This is a genomic window from uncultured Bacteroides sp. (assembly GCF_910585845.1).
Classification (GTDB): Bacteria; Bacteroidota; Bacteroidia; order Bacteroidales; family Bacteroidaceae; genus Bacteroides.
This window is the reverse complement of sequence record NZ_CAJUHF010000003.1, coordinates 44,375-65,869: the sequence shown is the minus strand read 5'-3', so window position 1 is coordinate 65,869 and position 21,495 is coordinate 44,375. Positions and strand designations below refer to the sequence as shown.

14 protein-coding genes are annotated in these 21,495 nt (G+C 46.8%); 5 read left to right on the top strand and 9 right to left on the bottom strand.

The window, feature by feature from the left end:
* Nucleotides 1-13: 13 nt before the first annotated feature.
* Both QZ323_RS01625 and QZ323_RS01620 read right to left on the bottom strand, forming a co-directional pair.
* Entirely contained in the window at nt 14-1,420 is a 1,407-nt protein-coding gene (locus QZ323_RS01625) for a sugar porter family MFS transporter (protein WP_294632281.1), read from the bottom strand.
* 2 nt (nt 1,421-1,422) lie between these two features.
* Complete coding sequence (locus QZ323_RS01620) at nt 1,423-2,523, bottom strand: DUF4434 domain-containing protein (RefSeq protein ID WP_294632279.1); 1,101 nt, start codon at nt 2,521-2,523, stop codon at nt 1,423-1,425.
* Nucleotides 2,524-2,891: 368 nt separating this feature from the next.
* Between QZ323_RS01620 and QZ323_RS01615 the strand changes: the two genes are divergently transcribed.
* Entirely contained in the window at nt 2,892-4,097 is a 1,206-nt protein-coding gene (locus QZ323_RS01615; protein WP_294632277.1) for an ROK family transcriptional regulator, read from the top strand.
* A gap of 81 nt (nt 4,098-4,178) precedes the next feature.
* Here the strand turns inward: QZ323_RS01615 and gdhA are convergent, their stop codons facing one another.
* Nucleotides 4,179-5,516 (bottom strand): NADP-specific glutamate dehydrogenase, encoded by a 1,338-nt coding sequence (gene gdhA, locus QZ323_RS01610; RefSeq protein ID WP_294632275.1) that lies wholly within the window; start codon nt 5,514-5,516, stop codon nt 4,179-4,181.
* Nucleotides 5,517-5,789: 273 nt separating this feature from the next.
* On the bottom strand, nt 5,790-7,901 hold the full coding sequence (locus tag QZ323_RS01605; RefSeq protein WP_294632273.1) for a prolyl oligopeptidase family serine peptidase: 2,112 nt from the start codon (nt 7,899-7,901) through the stop codon (nt 5,790-5,792).
* A 459-nt stretch (nt 7,902-8,360) separates the two neighbouring features.
* Between QZ323_RS01605 and QZ323_RS01600 the strand changes: the two genes are divergently transcribed.
* Nucleotides 8,361-11,333, top strand: coding sequence for a PEP/pyruvate-binding domain-containing protein (locus QZ323_RS01600; RefSeq protein ID WP_294632272.1), 2,973 nt, complete (start codon nt 8,361-8,363; stop codon nt 11,331-11,333).
* Here QZ323_RS01600 and QZ323_RS01595 read toward each other — a convergent pair.
* A complete protein-coding gene (locus tag QZ323_RS01595) occupies nt 11,272-12,219 on the bottom strand; it encodes a metallophosphoesterase (protein WP_294632359.1) in 948 nt (315 codons plus the stop codon). The genes QZ323_RS01600 and QZ323_RS01595 overlap by 62 nt on opposite strands.
* A 143-nt stretch (nt 12,220-12,362) precedes the next feature.
* Between QZ323_RS01595 and menA the strand changes: the two genes are divergently transcribed.
* Nucleotides 12,363-13,277, top strand: coding sequence for a 1,4-dihydroxy-2-naphthoate octaprenyltransferase (gene menA, locus QZ323_RS01590; RefSeq protein WP_294632270.1), 915 nt, complete (start codon nt 12,363-12,365; stop codon nt 13,275-13,277).
* Nucleotides 13,278-13,475: 198 nt separating this feature from the next.
* On the opposite strand, the gene rfbB is transcribed toward menA, so the two are convergent.
* The 4 genes from rfbB to QZ323_RS01570 form a co-directional block, all read right to left on the bottom strand.
* Nucleotides 13,476-14,615: a dTDP-glucose 4,6-dehydratase gene (rfbB, locus tag QZ323_RS01585; RefSeq protein WP_294632268.1), complete on the bottom strand. Its 1,140-nt coding sequence runs from the start codon at nt 14,613-14,615 to the stop codon at nt 13,476-13,478.
* A gap of 43 nt (nt 14,616-14,658) precedes the next feature.
* The gene (gene rfbA / locus QZ323_RS01580; RefSeq protein ID WP_294632266.1) at nt 14,659-15,531 is read right to left on the bottom strand and encodes a glucose-1-phosphate thymidylyltransferase RfbA; all 873 of its coding nucleotides are present in this window, start codon (nt 15,529-15,531) and stop codon (nt 14,659-14,661) included.
* 265 nt (nt 15,532-15,796) lie between these two features.
* Nucleotides 15,797-15,946: a hypothetical protein gene (locus tag QZ323_RS01575; RefSeq protein WP_294632263.1), complete on the bottom strand. Its 150-nt coding sequence runs from the start codon at nt 15,944-15,946 to the stop codon at nt 15,797-15,799.
* Between the two features lie 434 nt (nt 15,947-16,380).
* Entirely contained in the window at nt 16,381-16,872 is a 492-nt protein-coding gene (locus QZ323_RS01570) for a metallophosphoesterase family protein (RefSeq protein WP_294632261.1), read from the bottom strand.
* 65 nt (nt 16,873-16,937) lie between these two features.
* On the opposite strand from QZ323_RS01570, the gene QZ323_RS01565 reads away from it, so the two are divergent.
* Together QZ323_RS01565 and QZ323_RS01560 are read left to right on the top strand one after the other, a co-directional pair.
* The gene (locus QZ323_RS01565; protein WP_294632259.1) at nt 16,938-19,001 is read left to right on the top strand and encodes an RNA degradosome polyphosphate kinase; all 2,064 of its coding nucleotides are present in this window, start codon (nt 16,938-16,940) and stop codon (nt 18,999-19,001) included.
* Nucleotides 19,002-19,139: 138 nt separating this feature from the next.
* Entirely contained in the window at nt 19,140-21,422 is a 2,283-nt protein-coding gene (locus QZ323_RS01560) for an inorganic phosphate transporter (RefSeq protein WP_294632257.1), read from the top strand.
* The last annotated feature ends 73 nt before the right edge of the window (nt 21,423-21,495 follow it).

Below are 21,495 nucleotides of genomic sequence, written 5' to 3'. Positions count from 1 at the left end.
ATATTATTTAAGGTCAATTTTTTGTATCCATCCAGTAACGTTCAATTTCTTCCAAAGACTTACCAGTAGTTTCAGGAACAAGTTTCCAGACGATCAACATATAAGGTACACACATGATTGCAAACAGCAGGAATGTTCCAGCGGGGGTAAAATTCTGGAGCATCCAGGGGGTTAACTGCCCAATCAGGTATGTACCTATCCACAAAGCAAAACCAGCAATGGACATAGCAAGTCCACGTATCTGGGTCGGGTACATTTCGGAAAGAAGTACAAACACTACAGCACATATAGACACAGCACAGCAAAATACATAGAAGAGGAAAAAGATCAGAAGAAAAATACTAGAAATTCTCCAAGATTCGCCATACATAAAATAAGCCGCAATCAGTATTAAAGAAATTACCATACCAGATACACCATAATAGACTAATTTTTTACGTCCTACCTTATCTATAATAATAAGAGCCAATATAGTAGTCAGAGTATTCACTAAGCCTACCAGAACCTGATAATACAGAGAATCCCCTCCTGACAAACCGGCGTTTTCAAAAATGGATGGTCCATAATACAACACAGCATTGACGCCCATAAACTGTCCGAGCAAGGCTATGCATACACCTATTATAACAGCTTTCATTATACCGGGTCGTAATAAAAACCTCCATTCCGATTTTACTTCGGAAGATATAACAGACTTAGTTTCCGCTAATTGAAACATAGCTTCCTTAGAAGATACATAAATTCTCTGAAGAATATTAGTAGCTTTTTCTTCTCTTCCTTTCAATATTAACCAACGTGGGCTTTCTGGTATGAAGAAGATGATGATAAAGAATAATAAGGCAGGAAGTGTCTCCATACCTAACATTCCTCTCCAAACTTCTTCTACAAATATCAAGTTCCACCACCCGGCAGTAACATCTAAATTACTCGTGGAATATTCCAAAAGCTGATAATTCACAAGATAAGCCCCCAGAAATCCAATTGTAACAGCCAACTGATATAAGGAAACCAAGCGTCCGCGAAATTGAGCGACAGCAACTTCCGAAATATAAAGCGGAGAAATAATAGAAACAACTCCTATTCCAATACCACCTATTATTCGGTAAACCACCAATTTATTAAAATCCACACAGACAGCACAGCCTATTGCAGAAGTCGAAAATAGGATTGCCGAGAGAATCATAGTAAATTTCCGTCCGAACCTATCACTCAAAATACCAGCAAAAAGTACCCCGATGATGGAACCGATCAATGCACATCCCACATACCATCCTTGTTGCAAGGCATCCAACTGAAATTGTTTGGTAACTTGAGCAATAGTACCAGAAATAACAGCTGTATCATATCCAAATAGAAAACCGCCTAAAGCTGCTACTACTGAAAGGAAAACCAAATAACCTAAATTAATTGTCGACTTCATTTCTATTTTATATTAAAGTATTCTTTATATCTATCATATAAATGTCCTGCCTGTAAATAAGCAGATTGCGGACTCATAAAGTGAGAGAACTCAAAAGTTATAGCTTTATCATATCCTGCCCGTTTAGCCGCTTCCAATTTCATCCGAAGTTTATCAAACTTTATTGGTAGAAAGTTTATGGGCATGTCACGATCAAAAGTCTCCGCATTTGTCCAACACTTCATTCCATATTTATCTGCCAGTTTCTTATTTACCGTAAAAAAGGCATCCAACTCATCATAATCAATATGTCCGTCCTGAAAGGCACAAGCGTCAACGACTTCATGAATCCCATCAAAGATTTCATTCCACTCCCTTTCGTGTTCCTGAACCGATACTGCATCCTCCCTGGTCAACTTACCTGTTCCCATTACAGCTTTCTTCCCGTCAATCCAGGGCGATATAAAAGTTGGCAATCCACCTGATATATCCTTACACTGTTTTCCCATCGCACGAAAAGCATCAATGGCCCCTTTCGTTTTACGACTAATCTCACCACTTATATACCAACCGCCAAAACTTTTGTATCTCTTGCCATACCTGTCCCACACTTCATCTATGACATATTTATTATCTTCAATTTCATGGGAAAGATCTCCCGTATCCCAATATTTTCCGGAATCATATAAACCAAAATAAAATTTCATTTGGTATTTATCCGCTAAACGAAGGTATATATCCAATAAGTCAAAAGACGGCATATAACATCCTTTCTTCAACAAATATTTGGAAGGATAAGTGATAAACTTACGATAGCCGGAACGAATCATGATAACCGTATCAATTCCAATACTCTTCATATAACGAAAATCCTGATCCCATTCCTTTTCCCCCCAATTCTGATGAGGGATATCATGGGATATTTCATCTAAGAAAGTTCCGGTAATCTTCAATCCATTGGCCTTGGGCAAAATAAACCTGTCGACACAAACATCACTTTGAGGTATTGAAGAAGATGAAACTGTCCCAGGTACTTCATCTGCCAGCAATCCAGAAGCTACCAAAGCGGAAGCTCCTGCCAAAGCGGCTTTTTTCAGAAATTCTCTGCGATTGCTTGTTTTCATAGTATTTCTCCTCTATATTATATATGTTAACCTATTGAATTTTAAGTTTAATCTTTATGATTATAAAACTTTCATTGTTTATATCACGATGCAAAGATAGATATATTTATTAAATAAACAATAGATAATAAATTATTTTATTATTATATTTTATACATACCACTCATTTTTATTAAATATAGCAGATATTATTAATAGAGAGGAAAATAAAGAAAGAAGAAGAGGGAAATTTATATAATAGAGAAGAGAAAGAGAGAACAAGATAACCAACGCACTTTTCAGAAATCCAGCCGTATCTTTTTTATAAGGATTGGAATTAATAAATTTATTAATTATCTTTGAGGCGAATAATAAAACAAACGACAATTATGTACCAGCAATTCCTAAAAGAAATAGAAATGGGCTCTAAAAATGCCCTTATAAAGAAAAGGATCATTACCCATTATATATATAATGGTAGTTCTACAATTCCAGATCTTTCCAAAGAGTTGGATCTGAGTATCCCCACAGTCACAAAACTAATCAGCGAAATGTTCGATGAAGGATATATCAATGATTATGGGAAATTGGAAACAAGCGGAGGACGCCATCCGCATTTATATGGATTAAATCCTCAATCCGGCTACTTTATTGGAGTAGATATAAAGAAATTCGCCGTCAACATCGGATTAATCAACTTCAAAGGGGACATGGTAGAATTAAAAATGAATATTCCATATAACTTCGAGAATTCCTTGAAAGGATTGGATGAACTTTGTAACCTTATCATAAACTTCATTAAGGAACTCACAATAGACACAGAAAAAATCCTGAACATCAACGTCAATGTATCTGGTCGGGTGAACCCTGAATCAGGATACTGTTTCAGCCAATTCAATTTTGAAGAGCGACCACTTGCAGATGTTTTAAGTGAAAGGCTCGGTTACCCTGTTACTATTGATAATGATACCCGTGCAATGACATATGGAGAATACATGCAAGGATGCGTAAAAGGTGAAAAAGATATTATTTTCATAAATGTCAGTTGGGGATTAGGAATCGGAATTATTATAGACGGGAAAATCTATACAGGAAAATCAGGTTTCTCTGGAGAGTTCGGACATGTGAATGCGTTCGACAATGAGATCATTTGCCATTGTGGCAAAAAAGGTTGTTTGGAAACAGAAGCATCAGGTTCCGCACTACACCGTACATTATTGGAACGTATCAGAATGGGAGAAAACTCCATTCTTTCCAATCGGGCAAAAACAGACAATACGCTCACTTTAGATGAAATTATAACCGCCGTCAACAAAGAGGACTTACTCTGCATTGAAATTGTAGAAGAGATCGGGCAAAAGCTTGGCAAACAAATTGCAGGCCTCATCAATATCTTCAATCCGGAGTTAGTCATCATCGGAGGGACACTTTCCCTCACCGGAGATTACATTACCCAGCCCCTGAAGACAGCAGTACGGAAGTATTCACTGAATCTGGTCAACAAAGATTCGGTCATCATGACTTCCAAATTGAAAGACAAAGCAGGTATTGTAGGTGCATGCATGCTGGCAAGAAGCCGAATGTTTGAGATTTAAATAAAAAAAGTACTGCCCTATACCTTCACAGGCTGGGGCAGCACAAACCACAAATACAAATACAACTAAACAAAGTTTCCTTTAAATTATTCCCTGACCCATCATAGCGTGAGCTACTTTCATGAAGCCTGCAATATTAGCACCCTTCACATAGTTGATGTAACCGTCAGGTTCTGTTCCATATTTTACGCATTGGGCATGAATACCATGCATGATGGAATGTAATTTTTCATCCACTTCAGCAGCACTCCAACTGAGGTGCATAGCGTTCTGAGACATTTCCAAACCAGAAGTAGCTACACCACCGGCATTAACAGCCTTACCCGGAGCATACATGATCTTATGTTCGATGAACAAGTCAATAGCTTCCGGCGTACAGCCCATATTGGATATTTCACCTACGCACATTACGTTGTTCTCAATCAAACGACGAGCATCATCACCGTTCAATTCATTCTGAGTGGCGCAAGGCAATGCGATATCAACCTTCACTTCCCAAGGACGCTTGCCTGCTACGAATGTAGAACCGGGGAATTCATCTGCATACGGAGCTACGATATCATTACCCGATGCACGAAGCTCAAGCATATAATCTATCTTCTCACCACTGATACCATTCGGGTCATAAATGTAACCATCGGGACCGGAGATAGTCACCACCTTGGCACCTAATTCCGTTGCTTTGATAGCGGCACCCCATGCCACATTTCCAAAACCGGAGATAGCAACCGTCTTACCCTTGATATCAATACCCTTAGTCTCCAACATTTGGTTTACAAAGTACAATCCTCCGAAACCTGTTGCCTCTGGACGTATCAACGAACCTCCAAATTCCAAGCCTTTACCTGTGAAGGTACCGGTAAATTCACGGGTCAACTTCTTATACATGCCGAACATGTAACCTACTTCGCGACCTCCTACGCCTATATCACCGGCAGGCACATCCATATCCGGACCGAGATGACGCCACAACTCAAGCATGAAAGCCTGACAGAAACGCATGATTTCAGCATCACTCTTGCCACGTGGTGAGAAGTCGGAACCTCCCTTGCCTCCACCCATCGGCAGAGTGGTCAACGCATTCTTGAAAGTCTGTTCAAAACCTAAGAATTTCAGAATAGAGAGGTTTACAGACGCATGGAAACGAATACCGCCCTTGTATGGACCAATAGCATTGTTGAATTGTACACGATAACCAAGGTTCGTTTGCACTTCTCCCTTGTCATCTACCCATGTAACACGGAACGTAAAGATTCTATCCGGTTCAACTAAGCGTTCTATAATCTTAGCTTTCTCAAACTCAGGATGTTGATTGTAAATATCTTCGATAGAAAGAAGAACTTCCTTTACGGCTTGAAGATATTCAGACTCACCGGGATGCTTTGCCTCCAAAGAGGACATAATTCGTTCGATATTCATAATATTACTTTTTAAAAGGTTTATCCTTTCGTTATCTTAGCGCTATTCGAACAAAATGTCAACGAATAACAGTGCAAATATAAATAATCTTTTGAATCAAATCCTATTTTTCGGCATTTTTTTGATTAAATAATGATAAAATGATATTTTCTATAGAATATATGCCAAGAATGGAGCGAAAGTATACAGACAAGGCAGAAAGCAAGCAACCGGATATCATACAACTAGTTACACACTTTCTACCTTACACGCTACAGTTTCTATCTGCCTGCTTTAGAATTTTGGGGTCATGCCCAAGTTATACATGATAAAGCCATAGATATCAGCCTGTTCTTCCAATACTTTAGCCATAGGCTTACCTGCTCCATGTCCAGCCTTGCTGTCGACGCGGATCAGAGTAGGATTCGTTCCGTCATTGCACTCTTGCAAGGTAGCAGCAAACTTGAATGAATGGGCAGGAACCACACGGTCGTCATGATCGGCCGTGGTAACCATAGTTGCAGGATACTTGCCCCCAAGTTTCAGATTGTGCAAAGGAGAGTAACCTTTCAGGTAGTCAAACATCTCCTTGCTGTCATCGCTCGTACCATAATCACTTGCCCAATTCCAGCCAATGGTGAATTTGTGATAGCGGAGCATATCCATCACTCCTACTTGCGGAATGGCCACACGGAAGAGGTCAGGACGTTGTGTCATGCAAGCGCCCACCAGCAGACCACCGTTAGAACCGCCTACGATAGCAATCTTATCTTTATTGGTATACTTACTATTAATGAGGTATTCGGCTGCAGAGATAAAGTCATCGAATACATTTTGTTTCTGCATCTTCGTACCTGCCACGTGCCACTCTTCACCATATTCGCCACCACCGCGCAGGTTTGCCTGTGCATAGATACCGCCATTTTCCAAAAACGGAACACGTGAAGTGGAAAAAGAGGGATAAAGGCTGATATTGAACCCACCATAAGCATAGAGGTATACCGGATTCTTGCCATCCTTCTTCAAACCTTTCTTATAAGTGAGGAACATAGGTATCTTCGTACCGTCTTTACTGGGGTAGAACACCTGTTCAGTCATATACTCATCCGGATTGAAGGCTACTTTAGGAGCACGGAAAAGTTCGTAGGCATTCTGGTCCATATCATATTTATAGGTAGCACCGGGAACCGTGAACGATGTAAATCCAAAGAAACATTCCTTGTCATCCTTGTCACCGCTGAAGCTGACCGACCCAAGCGACGGCAATTGGATTTCCTGTATCATCTTGCCTGTCAAATCATATACGTATGCATGGTTGGCAACATCCTTATCATATGTCAGGAATAACTTCCCGCCTATCACTTCTGCACCAGAAAGCACATTCTCTGTCTCAGGCACCAGCTCTACCCAGTCTTTCAGTTCAGGCTTGCTGACGTCTGCCACCAATAGGCGATACTTGGGAGCACCGAAATTAGTGAATATGTACATCTTGTCGCCTATTATTTCGATAGGATAATAGTTGTAGTCCATATCCGTAGCCATTGCCACGAAAGGTGCGTTCGGTTTACGCAGATCCTTCACGTACAGGGCGTTTCCACGTCCTTCGCCCGACTCATAGAGGAACAACAGTGTCTCATCTTCATTCACACTGGCACTGTAGAAGCGTTTCGGATAGGCAGGATTCTGATAAACCAGCTTGTCTTCCGATTGCGGGGTACCCATCTTGTGGAAATAGATTTTATGCATCTCGTTCACGTTGGAGAACTCCTTACCTTTCACCGGAGCATCGTATGCGCTGTAGTAAAAGCCGTCCCCCTGCCAGGAAGCACCTGAGAACTTAGCCCACAGGATATGATCCTCCAGTAACTGGCTGGTTTCCGTGTCCATGACATAGATTTCGGTCCAATCCGAACCACTGCGCGAGATGGTATATGCCGTATATTTCCCGTCGTGTGAGAAGGAAATACCAGTCAGTGCTACAGTGCCGTCGTCCGACAATTTGTTGGGGTCGAGGAATACGCGCGGTTCGCCTTCCAAACTGTCCTGCACGTAGAGCACACTCTGATTCTGCAATCCGTCGTTCTTGTAGAAGTAATATTTGCCATGCTTCTTAAAAGGTGCACCGATTTTCTCGTAATTAGCCAAATCCGTCAGACGGTTCAGCAAGGCATTACGGAACGGGATTTTAGCTAGATAAGCGTTTGTCACCTGATTCTGTGCTTCCACCCATGCTGCAGTTGCCTCGGAGGTATCATTCTCCAGCCAGCGATAAGGATCGGGGACTTCTGTTCCAAAATAAACATCTACCGTATCCACCTTTGCGGTTTCAGGATACGCCAGTTTCTGTTGCTGTTGTGCACATGACATCATAATGATACCTGTTGCGAATAAAGTTACTTTTTTCATTGCTTATTACACATTATTATATATAGTCACACATTCACATGGACACAATACGATTTCAACTCGTCGGATTATCTACATATTACCGTCGGTTCACTTCATTTAGGCGTAAAATTACAAAAACTGTTAATAGCAAACAAGAAATTAATGCATAATTATGCCTTTCTTTCGCGGTTATCTCATTTAGTACCATTAAGAACACCTCCAAATGCCACAGAAGGGTAACAGTTATACCGGTTCACACCAAATACAAGCATTTTTAACCACAATAATTTTAGGATTCCATACCTCCTTCCACCCACGTCAGAATAGATGATAAGTACAGATAAGAAAGGAAAACCAACCAAAAAGGGAAAAAATCACTTTTCTAATAAGAAACATACGAAAAAGTACCCAGAAAACGTTATAAATCGTTCTGTTTCTATTACTTTTGCCCGTCAAACCTATAAACCATGATAAGCCATGCTCAGCAAGCTTAAATTAAACCAACTCTATTTCAAGGACACGCAGTTCGCCAACCTGATGACGAGGCGTATCTTCAACATCTTGCTCATCGCCAATCCCTACGATGCCTTCATGCTAGAAGACGACGGACGAATCGACGAGAAAATCTTCAACGAGTATACCTCGCTTTCCCTGCGCTATCCGCCACGCTTCACTCAGGTATCGACCTGCGAAGAGGCGTTGGCACAACTCTCCACCGTGCCTTTCGATCTCATCATCTGCATGCCGGGAACGGGTGACAACGAGAGTTTTGATGTGGCACGCCACATCAAAAGCCTATATGAGCACATACCTGTCGTGATACTGACCCCTTTCAGCCACGGCATCACCAAGCGCATTGCCAACGAAGACCTAAGTGCCTTCGAGTATGTGTTCTGCTGGCTGGGCAACACCGATCTGCTGGTCTCCATCATCAAGCTGATAGAAGACAAGATGAACCTGGAACATGACGTCAAAGAGGTAGGCGTACAGCTGATACTTCTCGTAGAAGACGGCATACGCTTCTACTCCTCTATCCTGCCCAACCTCTACAAATTCGTATTAAAGCAGAGCCAAGAGTTCAGTACCGAAGCACTGAATGCCCACCAACGTACGCTGCGCATGCGTGGACGCCCTAAAATCGTCCTGGCACGTACCTACGATGAGGCGATCGGCATCTACGAAAGATACAAGAACAACATATTGGGAGTGATCACCGATGTCCGCTTCCCCCGTGTGGAGCGTGGCGAAAAAGACGGACTTGCCGGCATCAGGCTCTGTGCCGCCATCCGCAAGCAAGACCCGTTCGTACCGCTTATCATCCAGTCCAGTGAATCGGAGAATGCCCTCTACGCCTCCAAATATGGCGCCGCTTTCATCGACAAGAACTCCAAAAAGATGGATGTCGACCTGCGCCGCATCGTCATGGAGAACTTCGGTTTCGGTGATTTCGTGTTCCGCAACCCCGACACAATGGAAGAGATTGCACGTGTGAAAAACCTCAAGGAGCTGCAAAACATACTGTTTGCCATTCCGGCAGAGTCGTTCCTCTACCATATCAGCCGTAACCATATCAGCCGCTGGCTCTACTCCCGTGCCATGTTCCCTGTGGCAGAGTTTCTGAAACCCATCACTTGGAATAGCCTGCAGGACGTCGATGCTCACCGGCGAATTATCTTCGAAGCCATCGTGAAGTACCGCAAGATGAAAAACCAAGGTGTCGTGGCTGTCTTCAAGCGTGACCGCTTCGACCGTTACTCCAACTTCGCCCGCATCGGCGACGGCTCGCTGGGAGGAAAAGGACGCGGTCTTGCCTTCATCGACAATATGGTGAAACATCATCCGGAATTCGAGGAGTTCGACAATGCCCGTGTCGCCATCCCCAAGACCGTAGTGCTTTGTACTGATGTCTTCGACGAATTTATGGAGACCAACAACCTCTATCAGGTAGCCCTCTCCGACTCCGATGATGCCCTGATCCTACGCTATTTCCTGAAAGCCAAGCTGCCCGACCGCCTCGTGGAAGACTTCTTCACCTTCTTCGACGTAGTGAAGTCACCGCTTGCCATCCGCTCCTCTTCCCTGCTGGAAGACTCGCACTATCAGCCCTTCGCCGGAATCTATAACACCTACATGATCCCCTACCTCGACGACAAGTATGAGATGCTGCGCATGCTCTCCGACGCTATCAAGGGGGTATATGCTTCGGTCTACTTCCGCGATAGCAAGGCCTACATGCAAGCCACAAGCAACGTCATCGATCAAGAGAAGATGGCAGTCATCCTTCAGGAAGTCGTGGGCAACATGTACGGCGACCGTTACTATCCCAACATGTCCGGCGTGGCACGTTCGCTCAACTACTACCCCATCGGTGACGAAGTTGCGGAAGAGGGTACCGTGAACCTTGCCCTCGGCTTAGGAAAATACATCGTAGACGGTGGAATGACTCTCCGCTTCTCTCCCTATCACCCCCATCAGGTCCTGCAGACCAGCGAAATGGAAATTGCCCTGAAGGAGACACAAACCCGCTTCTATGCCCTCGACCTGAAAAACGTAGGACACAATTTCTCCATCGACGACGGCTTCAACCTGCTGAAACTGCATGTGAAGGAGGCCGAGAAGGACGGTGCCCTGAACTACATCGCCTCTACCTACGACCCCTACGACCAGATCATTCGCGACGGACTGTATCCTGGCGGACGTAAGGTCATCACTTTCGCCAACATCCTGCAACATGATGTCTTCCCACTGGCACGCATCCTGCAACTGGTGTTGAAGTACGGAGAACAGGAGATGCGCCGTCCCGTAGAAATTGAGTTTGCCGCTACCATGAGCCGCGAGAAGGACAAGAGTGGTACGTTCTACCTCCTGCAAGTACGCCCTATCGTCGATACCAAGGAGATGCTGGACGAAGACCTCAACACCATACCGGATGACAAGTTGCTGCTGCGTTCCAACAATTCCCTCGGACACGGAATCATGAACGACCTGCATGACGTGGTCTACGTAAAGACTGACGACTACAGCGCTTCGCACAATCAAGAGATTGCATGGGAGATCGAGAAACTGAACCAGCAATTCCTCGACGAAGGCAAGAATTACGTCCTGATAGGTCCGGGTCGTTGGGGAAGTAGCGATACCTGGCTGGGCATCCCGGTAAAATGGCCGCATATCAGTGCCGCCCGCGTCATCGTGGAAGCTGGGTTGACCAATTATCGGGTAGACCCCAGCCAAGGAACCCACTTCTTCCAAAACCTGACTTCTTTCGGCGTAGGTTACTTCACCATCAATGCCTACATGGACGATGGGGTATATAATCAGGACTTCCTGAATGCCCAACCTGCCGTATACGAAAGCAAATACCTGCGCCACATCCGCTTCGGACAGCCTGTCACGGTAAAGATGGACGGAAAGAAGAAACTGGGCGTGGTACTTCTGCCCGGCGAAGGATAATCATTACCGCTTCGCTGGGGGCAAAAAGGCGGACGTTCCTGTTGGACGTGCCGATGCCATTGGTTATGATCATCGGTGTGCGCATCGAGTTATAGCGCACACCGGTACGGAAGCGTTGCCCGTAATGGGAAGGGAGTATAGGGGCATACCAACCGAACAGAGTCACCTGTCCGCCGTGGGTATGTCCTGCAAGTACCAAGTCGGCATGGGTGACGGGAACATCTTCGGCATAATCGGGCGTATGGGTCAGTAGAACCACAAAATCTTCGGGAGAAAGGGCAAGCGTAGGAGCAGTACCGTTCTTCTTCAAATCGAAAGGATTGCGCACACCGGCAATCTGTATCTCTTCCCCGTTCCGCCTCAACGTATCAACCTTATGCTCCAGCAGATGCACACCGCACCGCCGCATCTCACGGACAATTTCGTCGTAGCACGCCTCGTAATCATTATTGCCCAGTACGGCATACACCCCCATCGGAGGTTTGACCGCGGCAAGGGCGGCAATGACGGAAGGTACATACTCGCATCCTTCGTGCAGGTCGCCTCCCACCAGCAACACATCAGCATGTTGCTCTTTGAGCAGTTTCACCAGATTATCCAATCCTTTTTCCTTGAATAGGCTTTTATAATGCAAGTCGGAGACGAAAGCCATGCGGAACCCGTCGAAAGCAACAGGCACGTCTGGATGGGCAAACTCATACGTCTTCAGTCGGCTGATGCCTTTATAGCCGGTACGCTGTCTGAAGATGGTAATCTTCGTATTCGCCATCCGGATACTGTCTTCTGCCGAGATGTGCGGAGGCAGTGACAAGGGCAGGCGGCTGTACGACCGACATGAGGAGAAAAGCAACCCTGAAAGGATACAGATATAAATCAATTTCTTCATCATAGCAGACGCAAAGATAGCGATTTTCTGTATCTTTGCGAGCCGATTGACGGCTGATATTCCAAAAAGGATCTACCTCCAAAGGATACATCAAGAAAAAAGAGAGATTAAGAAAGAGAGAGATTTAAGAAAGAAATACATCAATGAAAGAAGTCAAACCCAACTCATTCCATGCCTGGTTTCTTGCCGCCCGCCCCAAGACCCTTACAGGAGCCATCATACCGGTACTGTTAGGCAGTGCCCTTGCCGTCAGCGACGGACTCTTCAAGAGCGTCCCTGCTCTGCTTTGCCTCCTCTTTGCCTGCGGCATGCAGATAGCAGCCAACTTTATCAACGATTTATTCGACTACCTGAAAGGCTCCGACCGACAGGACCGGTTGGGTCCACAGCGTGCCTGTGCTGAGGGTTGGATTACGACACGCGCCATGAAGACGGGCATCGGCATCATACTACTGTTCTCTTGTCTGACCGGGCTTGCCACGTTGTTCGTCGTCTGGGAGCAATTACCCTACAGGGGCTGGGAATTGGTGATGTTGGGAGGAGCATGCGTGCTGTTCGCCTTTCTCTATACCACTCTGCTCTCTTATCGGGGATGGGGAGATGTGCTGGTATTGGTCTTCTTTGGATTCGTCCCTGTATGCGGCACTTTCTATATACAGGCATACACGATAGATATGGATGCAGTGACGTTGTCACTCATCAGTGGTCTGGCGATAGACACTTTATTGATGGTAAACAACTACCGCGACCGCGAACAAGACGCCATCAGCGGTAAACAGACCTTAGTGGTACGTTACGGCAAAAAATTCGGAGAATACATGTATCTGGGTTTGGGTATTGCCGCCGCACTATGTTGCTTCCGATTTCTATTCACGGGCAGGTTGACTCCGTTCGAATTTATCTGGGCACCCGGCATCTACCTCTGTCTGCATATACGGACATGGCGCGGAATGGTTCATATCGGCAGTGGCAAACAACTGAACCGCATACTGGGCGAGACTTCACGCAACATGTTACTCTTAGGATTGCTACTTGCAGCCGCACTATCCATTGCCTAAGCTTCACATTCCTTACTGCAAACCCACACTATTCCGCCTTGTTTCAATCCAAGGCGAATCCTAACGGTACATCATTGCGAATAAAGAAGTAAATGTACAAATCCCCCTCTCTTTACCGAACCGAGGGTATGTCATTATGCCCGAATTGAAAGAATCACTCCTACCACAATTATTCGTAGCAGGAGTGATTTTCTCAAATCATCTTGCTCCGTACATTCTTTCGTAATAATGTTGGTAGTCGCCGCTGGTCACTTCTTCTACCCAAGCCTGATTATTCAGGTACCATTCGATCGTCTTCACGATGCCTACCTCAAACTTTGTTTCCGGATACCATCCTAAAGCATTGGTAATCTTGGTCGGATCTATGGCATAGCGCTGGTCATGACCGAGGCGGTCTTTGACGAAAGTGATCAGATCTTCGTTTATCCAGCTGATATCAATCTGTCCGTCTTCGCCTGTTACTTTCTTCTTCAGCACTTCGCGATATTCCGGCTTCTCCGTCATCAGGCGGTGGATAGTAGAGATGGTCAGCTTCACGATTTCCAGGTTTGTCTTCTCATTGTGTCCACCTACGTTATAGACTTCGCCTTCGACACCTTCGCGAACTACCAGGTCGATGGCTTTACAGTGGTCTTCCACGTACAACCAATCGCGCACGTTGCTTCCGTCACCATACACAGGCAGTTTCTTGCCTTCCAGAATATTCTTGATAATCAGCGGTATCAGCTTCTCGGGGAAGTGATAGGGACCGTAGTTATTGGAACAGCGGGTAATGGATACAGGCATCTTATACGTGTCATGATATGCCATCACGACCATGTCGGCACTGGTCTTAGAGGCACTATAGGGGCTATGCGGACAGAGCGGAGTCTGTTCCGTAAAATATCCTTCAGCTCCCAACGAACCATATACCTCATCGGTAGATACCTGATGATAGCGCACACCTTTCCGCCAAGTAGGATAACCGTTCTCGTCCTTTCCCGTCACCCATGCACGGCGGGCGGCATCCAGCAGGTTCTGTGTACCCAGAATATTCGTCATCAGGAAGAGCTGCGGATTTTCGATGCTGCGGTCCACATGGCTTTCGGCAGCAAAGTTCACCACATAGTCGAACTTGAACCTGGCGAAGAGTTCGTCGGCAAGCGCACGGTCGCAGATGTCTCCTTTCACGAAGAAGCAGCGTTCGTCGTCAATGTCACCGGCTATCGTACCCAGATTTCCGGCGTATGTCAAAGAATCAAGTATAACCACTTTCACATCATTGTGCTTAGCCAAGATGTACTTGATGTAGTTGGCGCCTATGAATCCGGCGGCACCAGTCACAAGATAAGTTTTCATAAGATATTGAGTTTGTAATTTTTTTAGTTGGTTAGTCCCTCTCCTACCGGTATGAGTCGGCAAGTTCCATCAGATATTTGCCATACTCTGTTTTTCCCAGTTGCTCGCCCAGACGGTAAAGCTGGTCTACATTGATCCAGCCTTTACGCCAGGCTATCTCTTCGATACAGCTCACGCGGAAACCTTGCCGGTTCTGTATCGTGGCAACAAAGTTGCTTGCCTCCAGCAGGCTGTCGCAGTTACCCGTATCGAGCCAGGCAAAACCGCGCCCGAAGATTTCCACTTTCAGTGTACCTTCGTCCAGATAGAGGCGGTTGAGGTCGGTGATTTCATATTCGCCACGTGCCGAAGGCTTAAGGGCGGCAGCTTTGGCGGTGACTGTAGAGTCGTAGAAGTAAAGGCCGGGAACGGCATAGTTGCTTTTCGGACACTCCGGTTTCTCTTCCAAGGAGATGGCTTTGCCGTCTGCATCAAATTCCACAACACCATATGCACGCGGGTCTTTCACGTAGTAACCAAAGATGCAGGCGCCTTTTTCGATGGAAGCGGCACGCTTCAACATAGCGGAAAAGCCTTGCCCATAGAACATGTTGTCGCCCAGAATGAGGCATCCGGGACCACCATCCAAAAAGTCGGCACCCAATACGAAGGCTTGTGCCAGACCGTTGGGTTTCTCCTGCACCTTATAGGAGAAGGACATGCCTAACTCTTCGCCCGTACCGAGCAATTCACGGAACATGGGTAAGTCGCGCGGAGTAGAGATAATCAGCACTTCGCGTATCCCTGCCAACATAAGTGTGGAAAGCGGATAGTAGATCATCGGTTTGTCATAAACCGGCATAATTTGCTTGGAAATGGCCTTAGACAAGGGGTATAGGCGGGTGGCACTGCCACCGGCAAGAATAATTCCTTTCATATTTCAGTTCTTTTTTCGGTAATATTTCAAAAAATGGAGAATAAAATAAGAAGGAGGACGAAGCCCCACGGCTCTAACTTGCTATTCAAGTTGCAAAGATAAAGCAAACCGGACGCAGTACAAAATAAATTAAACTATTTTATTGAAGTTCCGACTTAAACCTCTTCGCACACCACCATCTCCATCCCCTTATATACCACCACAACCTTGTGCAGTTACGTATCGCCTATGGCTTTCTTCACCATTTCGGTATCGGCATAGCGGTTCAATAGAGCACCATGTTGGAGTTGTACATGGTGGTTTTACCGTAGCATTCTTTGGCAAAGCAATAAGAGTAATATTTGAATTCCGCCAACGGATTATTTACAATAGAAGAAATCACCATCAACACATCCACCATTATAATCTGAACCACCGCTACTATCGTAATAAAGTATCCATTTTTTTAGTATTGACTCCGGCTGACTGCCATCCAATACTCTAAACATTGTCACTTCATAGTCTACTAGTTCTTTGCTAATAAGGTCATCTTTACATAATATTAACAACAGACACGCACTCATACCAAGAGGTAAATAGACATGGCTTATGAAATAGTTTCACTCAGGGAAAGAAACCATTTCACTCAGCATAAAAAACTGTTTCACTCAAGGAAGAAAGCTCATCTCGCGGCGCGAGATGTATATCTCAGCAGCCGGGATATACATCTCGCGGGCTGAGATTTGTATCTCGCGCCGCGAGATGAACTTTTCATCCTGAGTGAATCATCTTTGCAAGGCATACGAAACAACTTAGCAAAGGGAGTCATATCCCCTTGCTATACGAGGTTAAACGATTCCAAAAGAAGAGTTACCCTGCCAGCTCTATCACCTCAAGGTCTTTGAAAGTCCCGTTGTCTATGACGAAGCGCACCATCGTGCGCACTTTGTGAAAACCGAACAGCCCTGCCGCACCCGGATTGATATGGAGCATATCCAAGGTCTTGTCATATTTCACTTTCAGAATGTGGGAATGTCCGCTGATGAAGAGCTTGGGCGGACGCACCAGGATGCTTCCACGGATAGAGGGATCATAGTTGCCGGGATAGCCCCCGATATGCTTCATCAGCACTTCGGCACCATCCACGGTGAAACGGTTGGTTTGAGGATAGAGGGTACGGATGTCCTGCCCGTCTATATTGCCATACACGGCACGCAGCGTGCGGAACGCCGCCAATTTCTGCACCACCTCCATCGAACCGATGTCTCCGGCATGCCAGATTTCATCGCACGACTCAAAATATTTCAGGTACTTCTCGTCCCAATATCCGTGCGTATCGGATAATAAACCAATTTTTGTCATCTTTCTTTTGCTTATTTCTGCAAAGGTAGCTATATTTGGGGAAATCTTTGTCAACAGAAGAAAGTATGGAGAACAGATATTTCAAACGGGACATCAGTTGGCTGTCGTTCAACTATCGCGTACTGCTGGAAGCAGAAGACAACAGCCTGCCTCTATATGAACGGATTAACTTCATTTCCATCTATTCGTCCAATCTGGAGGAATTTTATAAAATACGCGTGGCGGACCACCGCGCTATCGCCACCGGAGCCGCACAAAGCGACGAAGAGACCGTGCAGTCCGCCGTAGAACTGGTGGACGCCATCAATCGGGAAGTAAACCGCCAGCTGGAAGAACGTATCCGTATCTACGAGCAGCAGATACTGCCTGCCCTGAAGAAGGACCACATCATCTTCTATCAGAGCCGCAACGTCGAACCGTTCCATCACGACTTCGTGCGACGCTTCTTCTGGGAAGAGATCTTCCCCTACCTGCAACCCGTCCCCGTCTCCAAGGACAGGATTGTCTCTTTCCTGCGGGACAACCGCCTCTATCTCGCCGTCCGGCTATATCCCAAGGCAGAGAAGGATGCCGCCCCCCAATACTTCGTCATGAAGCAGCCCTACAGCAAGGTGCCCCGCTTCATCGAACTGCCGAAGGTGGGAGGGAACTATTACCTGATGTTCATCGAAGACATCATCAAAGCAAATATCGACACTATCTTTCCGGGGTATGAGGTGGATTGCAGCTATTCCATCAAGATTTCGCGCGATGCGGACATACTGATAGACGATGCTGCCAACACGTCCGAAATCATCGAGCAGGTGAAGACCAAAGTGAAGAAGCGCAAGATAGGCAATGTGTGCCGCTTCGTGTACGACCGCGCCATGCCGCAGGACTTCCTCGACTTTCTGGTGGACGCCTTCCATATAGACCGCCGCGAGCTGGTGCCCGGCGACAAGCACCTCAACTTAGAGGACTTGCGCCATCTGCCCAACCCGAACCCCAACATCCCCTCCATACGCAAGCCGCAACCCATGAAGCTGACTTGCCTCAACGAACGTGAATCCATCTTCCAGTATGTGGAGAGGAGGGACCTGCTGTTGCACTATCCTTACCACTCTTTCGGGCATTTCATCCACTTCCTGTACGAAGCCGTACACACCCCCGAAGTGCGCGAAATCATGGTCACCCAATACCGCGTGGCGGAAAACTCCGCCGTAATCAACACCCTGATAGCCGCCGCACAGAACGGAAAGAAAGTGACCGTCTTCGTAGAACTGAAAGCCCGCTTCGACGAAGAGAACAACCTTGCCACCGCCGAAATGATGAAGGCTTCGGGCATCAACATCATCTATAGCATCCCCAAACTGAAAGTGCACGCCAAGGTGGCTCTCGTCTTGTGTCGCAGCAAGGAGGGCAAGAAACTAACAAGCTATGCCTACATCAGCACCGGAAACTTCAACGAGAAAACCGCCACGCTCTATGCCGACAGCGGACTGTTCACGTCCAACCCCGTACTGGTCAACGACCTGAACAACCTATTCCGCACCTTACGGGGGAAACAGAATCCGGTGTTCCGCCGCCTGTTGGTGGCACGCTTCAACCTGATACCGGAGCTTAACCGCCTCATCGACCACGAGATAGAGTTAGCAAAGAAAGGAAAAGGGGGGCGCATCATCCTGAAGATGAATGCGCTGCAAGACCCTGCCATGATCGACCGCCTGTATGAGGCATCGGAGGCAGGCGTACAGATCGACTTGATTGTCCGCGGCATCTGCTGCCTGATACCGGGACAAGAATACAGTCGCAACATCCGCGTGACGCGCATCGTAGACACGTTCCTGGAGCACGCCCGCATCTGGTACTTCGGTAACGGCGGTAATCCCAAACTCTTCCTCGGCTCGCCCGACTGGATGCGCCGTAACCTGTATCGCCGCATCGAAGCCGTCACCCCTATCCTGGATGCAGAATTGAGGCAAGAGCTGTTCGACATGCTTTCCATCCAGCTTGCCGACAAGCGGAAGGCCTGCTTTGTGGACGAGCATCTGCGCAACTGCTGGAAGTCGCCCCATCCGCAGGAAGAGCAGATACGGTCGCAATATACGTTCTACGAATATCTCAGCCGGAAGATACAGGACCAGCGATGAACCGCGCCGCCCGCACATGCCTTTGCGCTATTCTACGCGCCTTCTTCCAGGCATATTGTAATATTTCTGTAATATGTATGTCATTTCGCTGCAACACAGTTTCCGTTCCTTTGCGGCAAAGAAACAAAATACATCATTATGGAAACTATTTATTTATGTATTGTCATCTTCCTGTTTGTCCTTGCGATGTTCGATCTCGTCGTAGGGGTCAGCAATGACGCTGTCAACTTCCTCCAGTCTTCGGTCGGTGCAAAAGCTGCCTCGTTCAAGACCGTGCTGTTCATTGCCGGCATAGGCGTATTTATCGGTGCCGCCCTGTCCAACGGCATGATGGATATCGCCCGGCATGGCATCTATCAACCCCAGCATTTCCACTTCGCCGAAGTGATGTGCATCCTGCTTGCCGTGATGCTGACGGACGTTGTGTTACTGGATGTCTTCAACACAATGGGCATGCCCACGTCTACCACCGTGTCAATGGTCTTCGAGCTATTGGGAGGTACCTTCGCACTGTCACTTATCAAGGTGAACGGCAGCGACACGCTGGGTCTCGGCGACCTCATCAATACCGATAAGGCACTGTCCGTCATCATGGGTATATTCCTGTCCGTGGCCATCGCCTTCTTCTTCGGCATCCTGGTGCAGTGGCTGGCACGTGTGGTGTTCACTTTCAACTACAAGAAGAACATGAAATACAGCATCGCCATCTTCGGGGGTGTCGCTGTCACATCCATCATCTACTTCATGCTGATAAAGGGCTTGAAGGAGAGTTCGTTCATGACCGCTGAAAACAAGCAGTGGATACACGACCACACGGCAATGCTCATCGGCAGCAGCTTCCTGTTCTTCAGCGTGCTGATGCAGATATTACATTGGATGAAGGTGAATGTATTCAAGGTTGTCGTGCTGTTAGGAACCTTCGCACTGGCACTCGCTTTTGCCGGCAACGACCTTGTCAACTTTATCGGTGTACCTCTTGCCGGTTACTCTTCATTCATCGATTACACCACCAACGGCGCAGGCGTCTCACCGGACAACTATCTGATGACTTCGCTCCTCGGACCCGCCAAGACACCCTGGTATTTCCTCTTCGGAGCCGGTGCCATCATGGTGTACGCGCTCTGTACTTCAAAGAAGGCACATAACGTAATCAAAACTTCCGTAGACCTCGCCCGGCAGGACGAAGGAGAAGAGAACTTCGGCAGCACGCCCATCGCCCGTACGTTAGTACGATTCAGCCTGACCCTGTCTAACGGTATCTCGCAAATCATGCCCGAAAGCACTAAGCGCTGGATCGGAACACGCTTCCGCAAGGACGAGGCCATCATCGCCGACGGGGCGGCATTCGACCTGGTACGTGCTTCGGTCAACCTTGTACTGGCAGGTCTGCTCATTGCCTTGGGTACATCACTGAAGTTGCCGCTCTCTACGACTTACGTAACGTTCATGGTCGCCATGGGTACATCGCTTGCCGACCGTGCTTGGGGACGTGACTCTGCCGTATTCCGCATCACGGGAGTACTGAGTGTGATAGGAGGCTGGTTCATCACCGCAGGAGCCGCATTCACCATCTGTTTCTTCGTAGCTATGGTCATCCACTTCGGAGGTACAGTTGCCATTGTCGCACTGATCGGGATGGCAATCTTCTCACTGATCCGCAGCCAAGTGATGTACAAGAAGCGGAAAGCCAAAGAGAAAGGCAACGAAACCATCAAGCAATTAATGCAAAGCAGCGACAACGCCGAGATATTGGAATTGCTGCGCAAGCATACCCGCGAAGAGCTGGCCAAGATTCTGGCATTCACGGAAGAGCATCTGGAACGTATCACCACTGCCTTCCTACATGAGAACCTGCGCGGACTGCGCCGCTACATGGGAGCGGTAAAGTTCGAAAAGCAATTTGTCAAGCAGATGAAACGTACAGGCACGCTTGCCATGTGCCGCCTGGATAACAAGACGGTGCTGGAGAAAGGACTCTATTACTATCAGGGCAACGACTTTGCCAGTGAACTGGTATATAGCATCGGACGCCTCTGTGAGCCATGCCTGGAGCATATAGACAATAACTTCAAGCCGTTGGACGCCATTCAGAAAGGCGAGTTCTCGGATGTAACGGAGGACATCGTCTACTTGCTGCAAGTCTGCCGGTACAAGATGGAAAGCAACGATTACGAAGGATTTGATAAGGAATTGCGGAAAGCCAACGAACTGATCGGGCAATTATCGCACCTGAAACGTGAAGAGCTGAAACGCATCCAAAGCCAGTCCGGAAGCATCAAGGTCAGCATTGTCTATCTGACGATGATACAGGAAGCGCAAAACGTTGTCACTTACACGGTTAATCTGATGAAGGTCAGTCGGAAGTTTCAGACGGAAGAACAAAAAAATCCGTCTCACGAGACGAAAAAAATGGTCCCGTGAGATGAATAAATTCGCCTCACGGGATAAAAAAATTCCCCTCGTGAGGCGAATTTATTCATCTCACGAGGGGAAT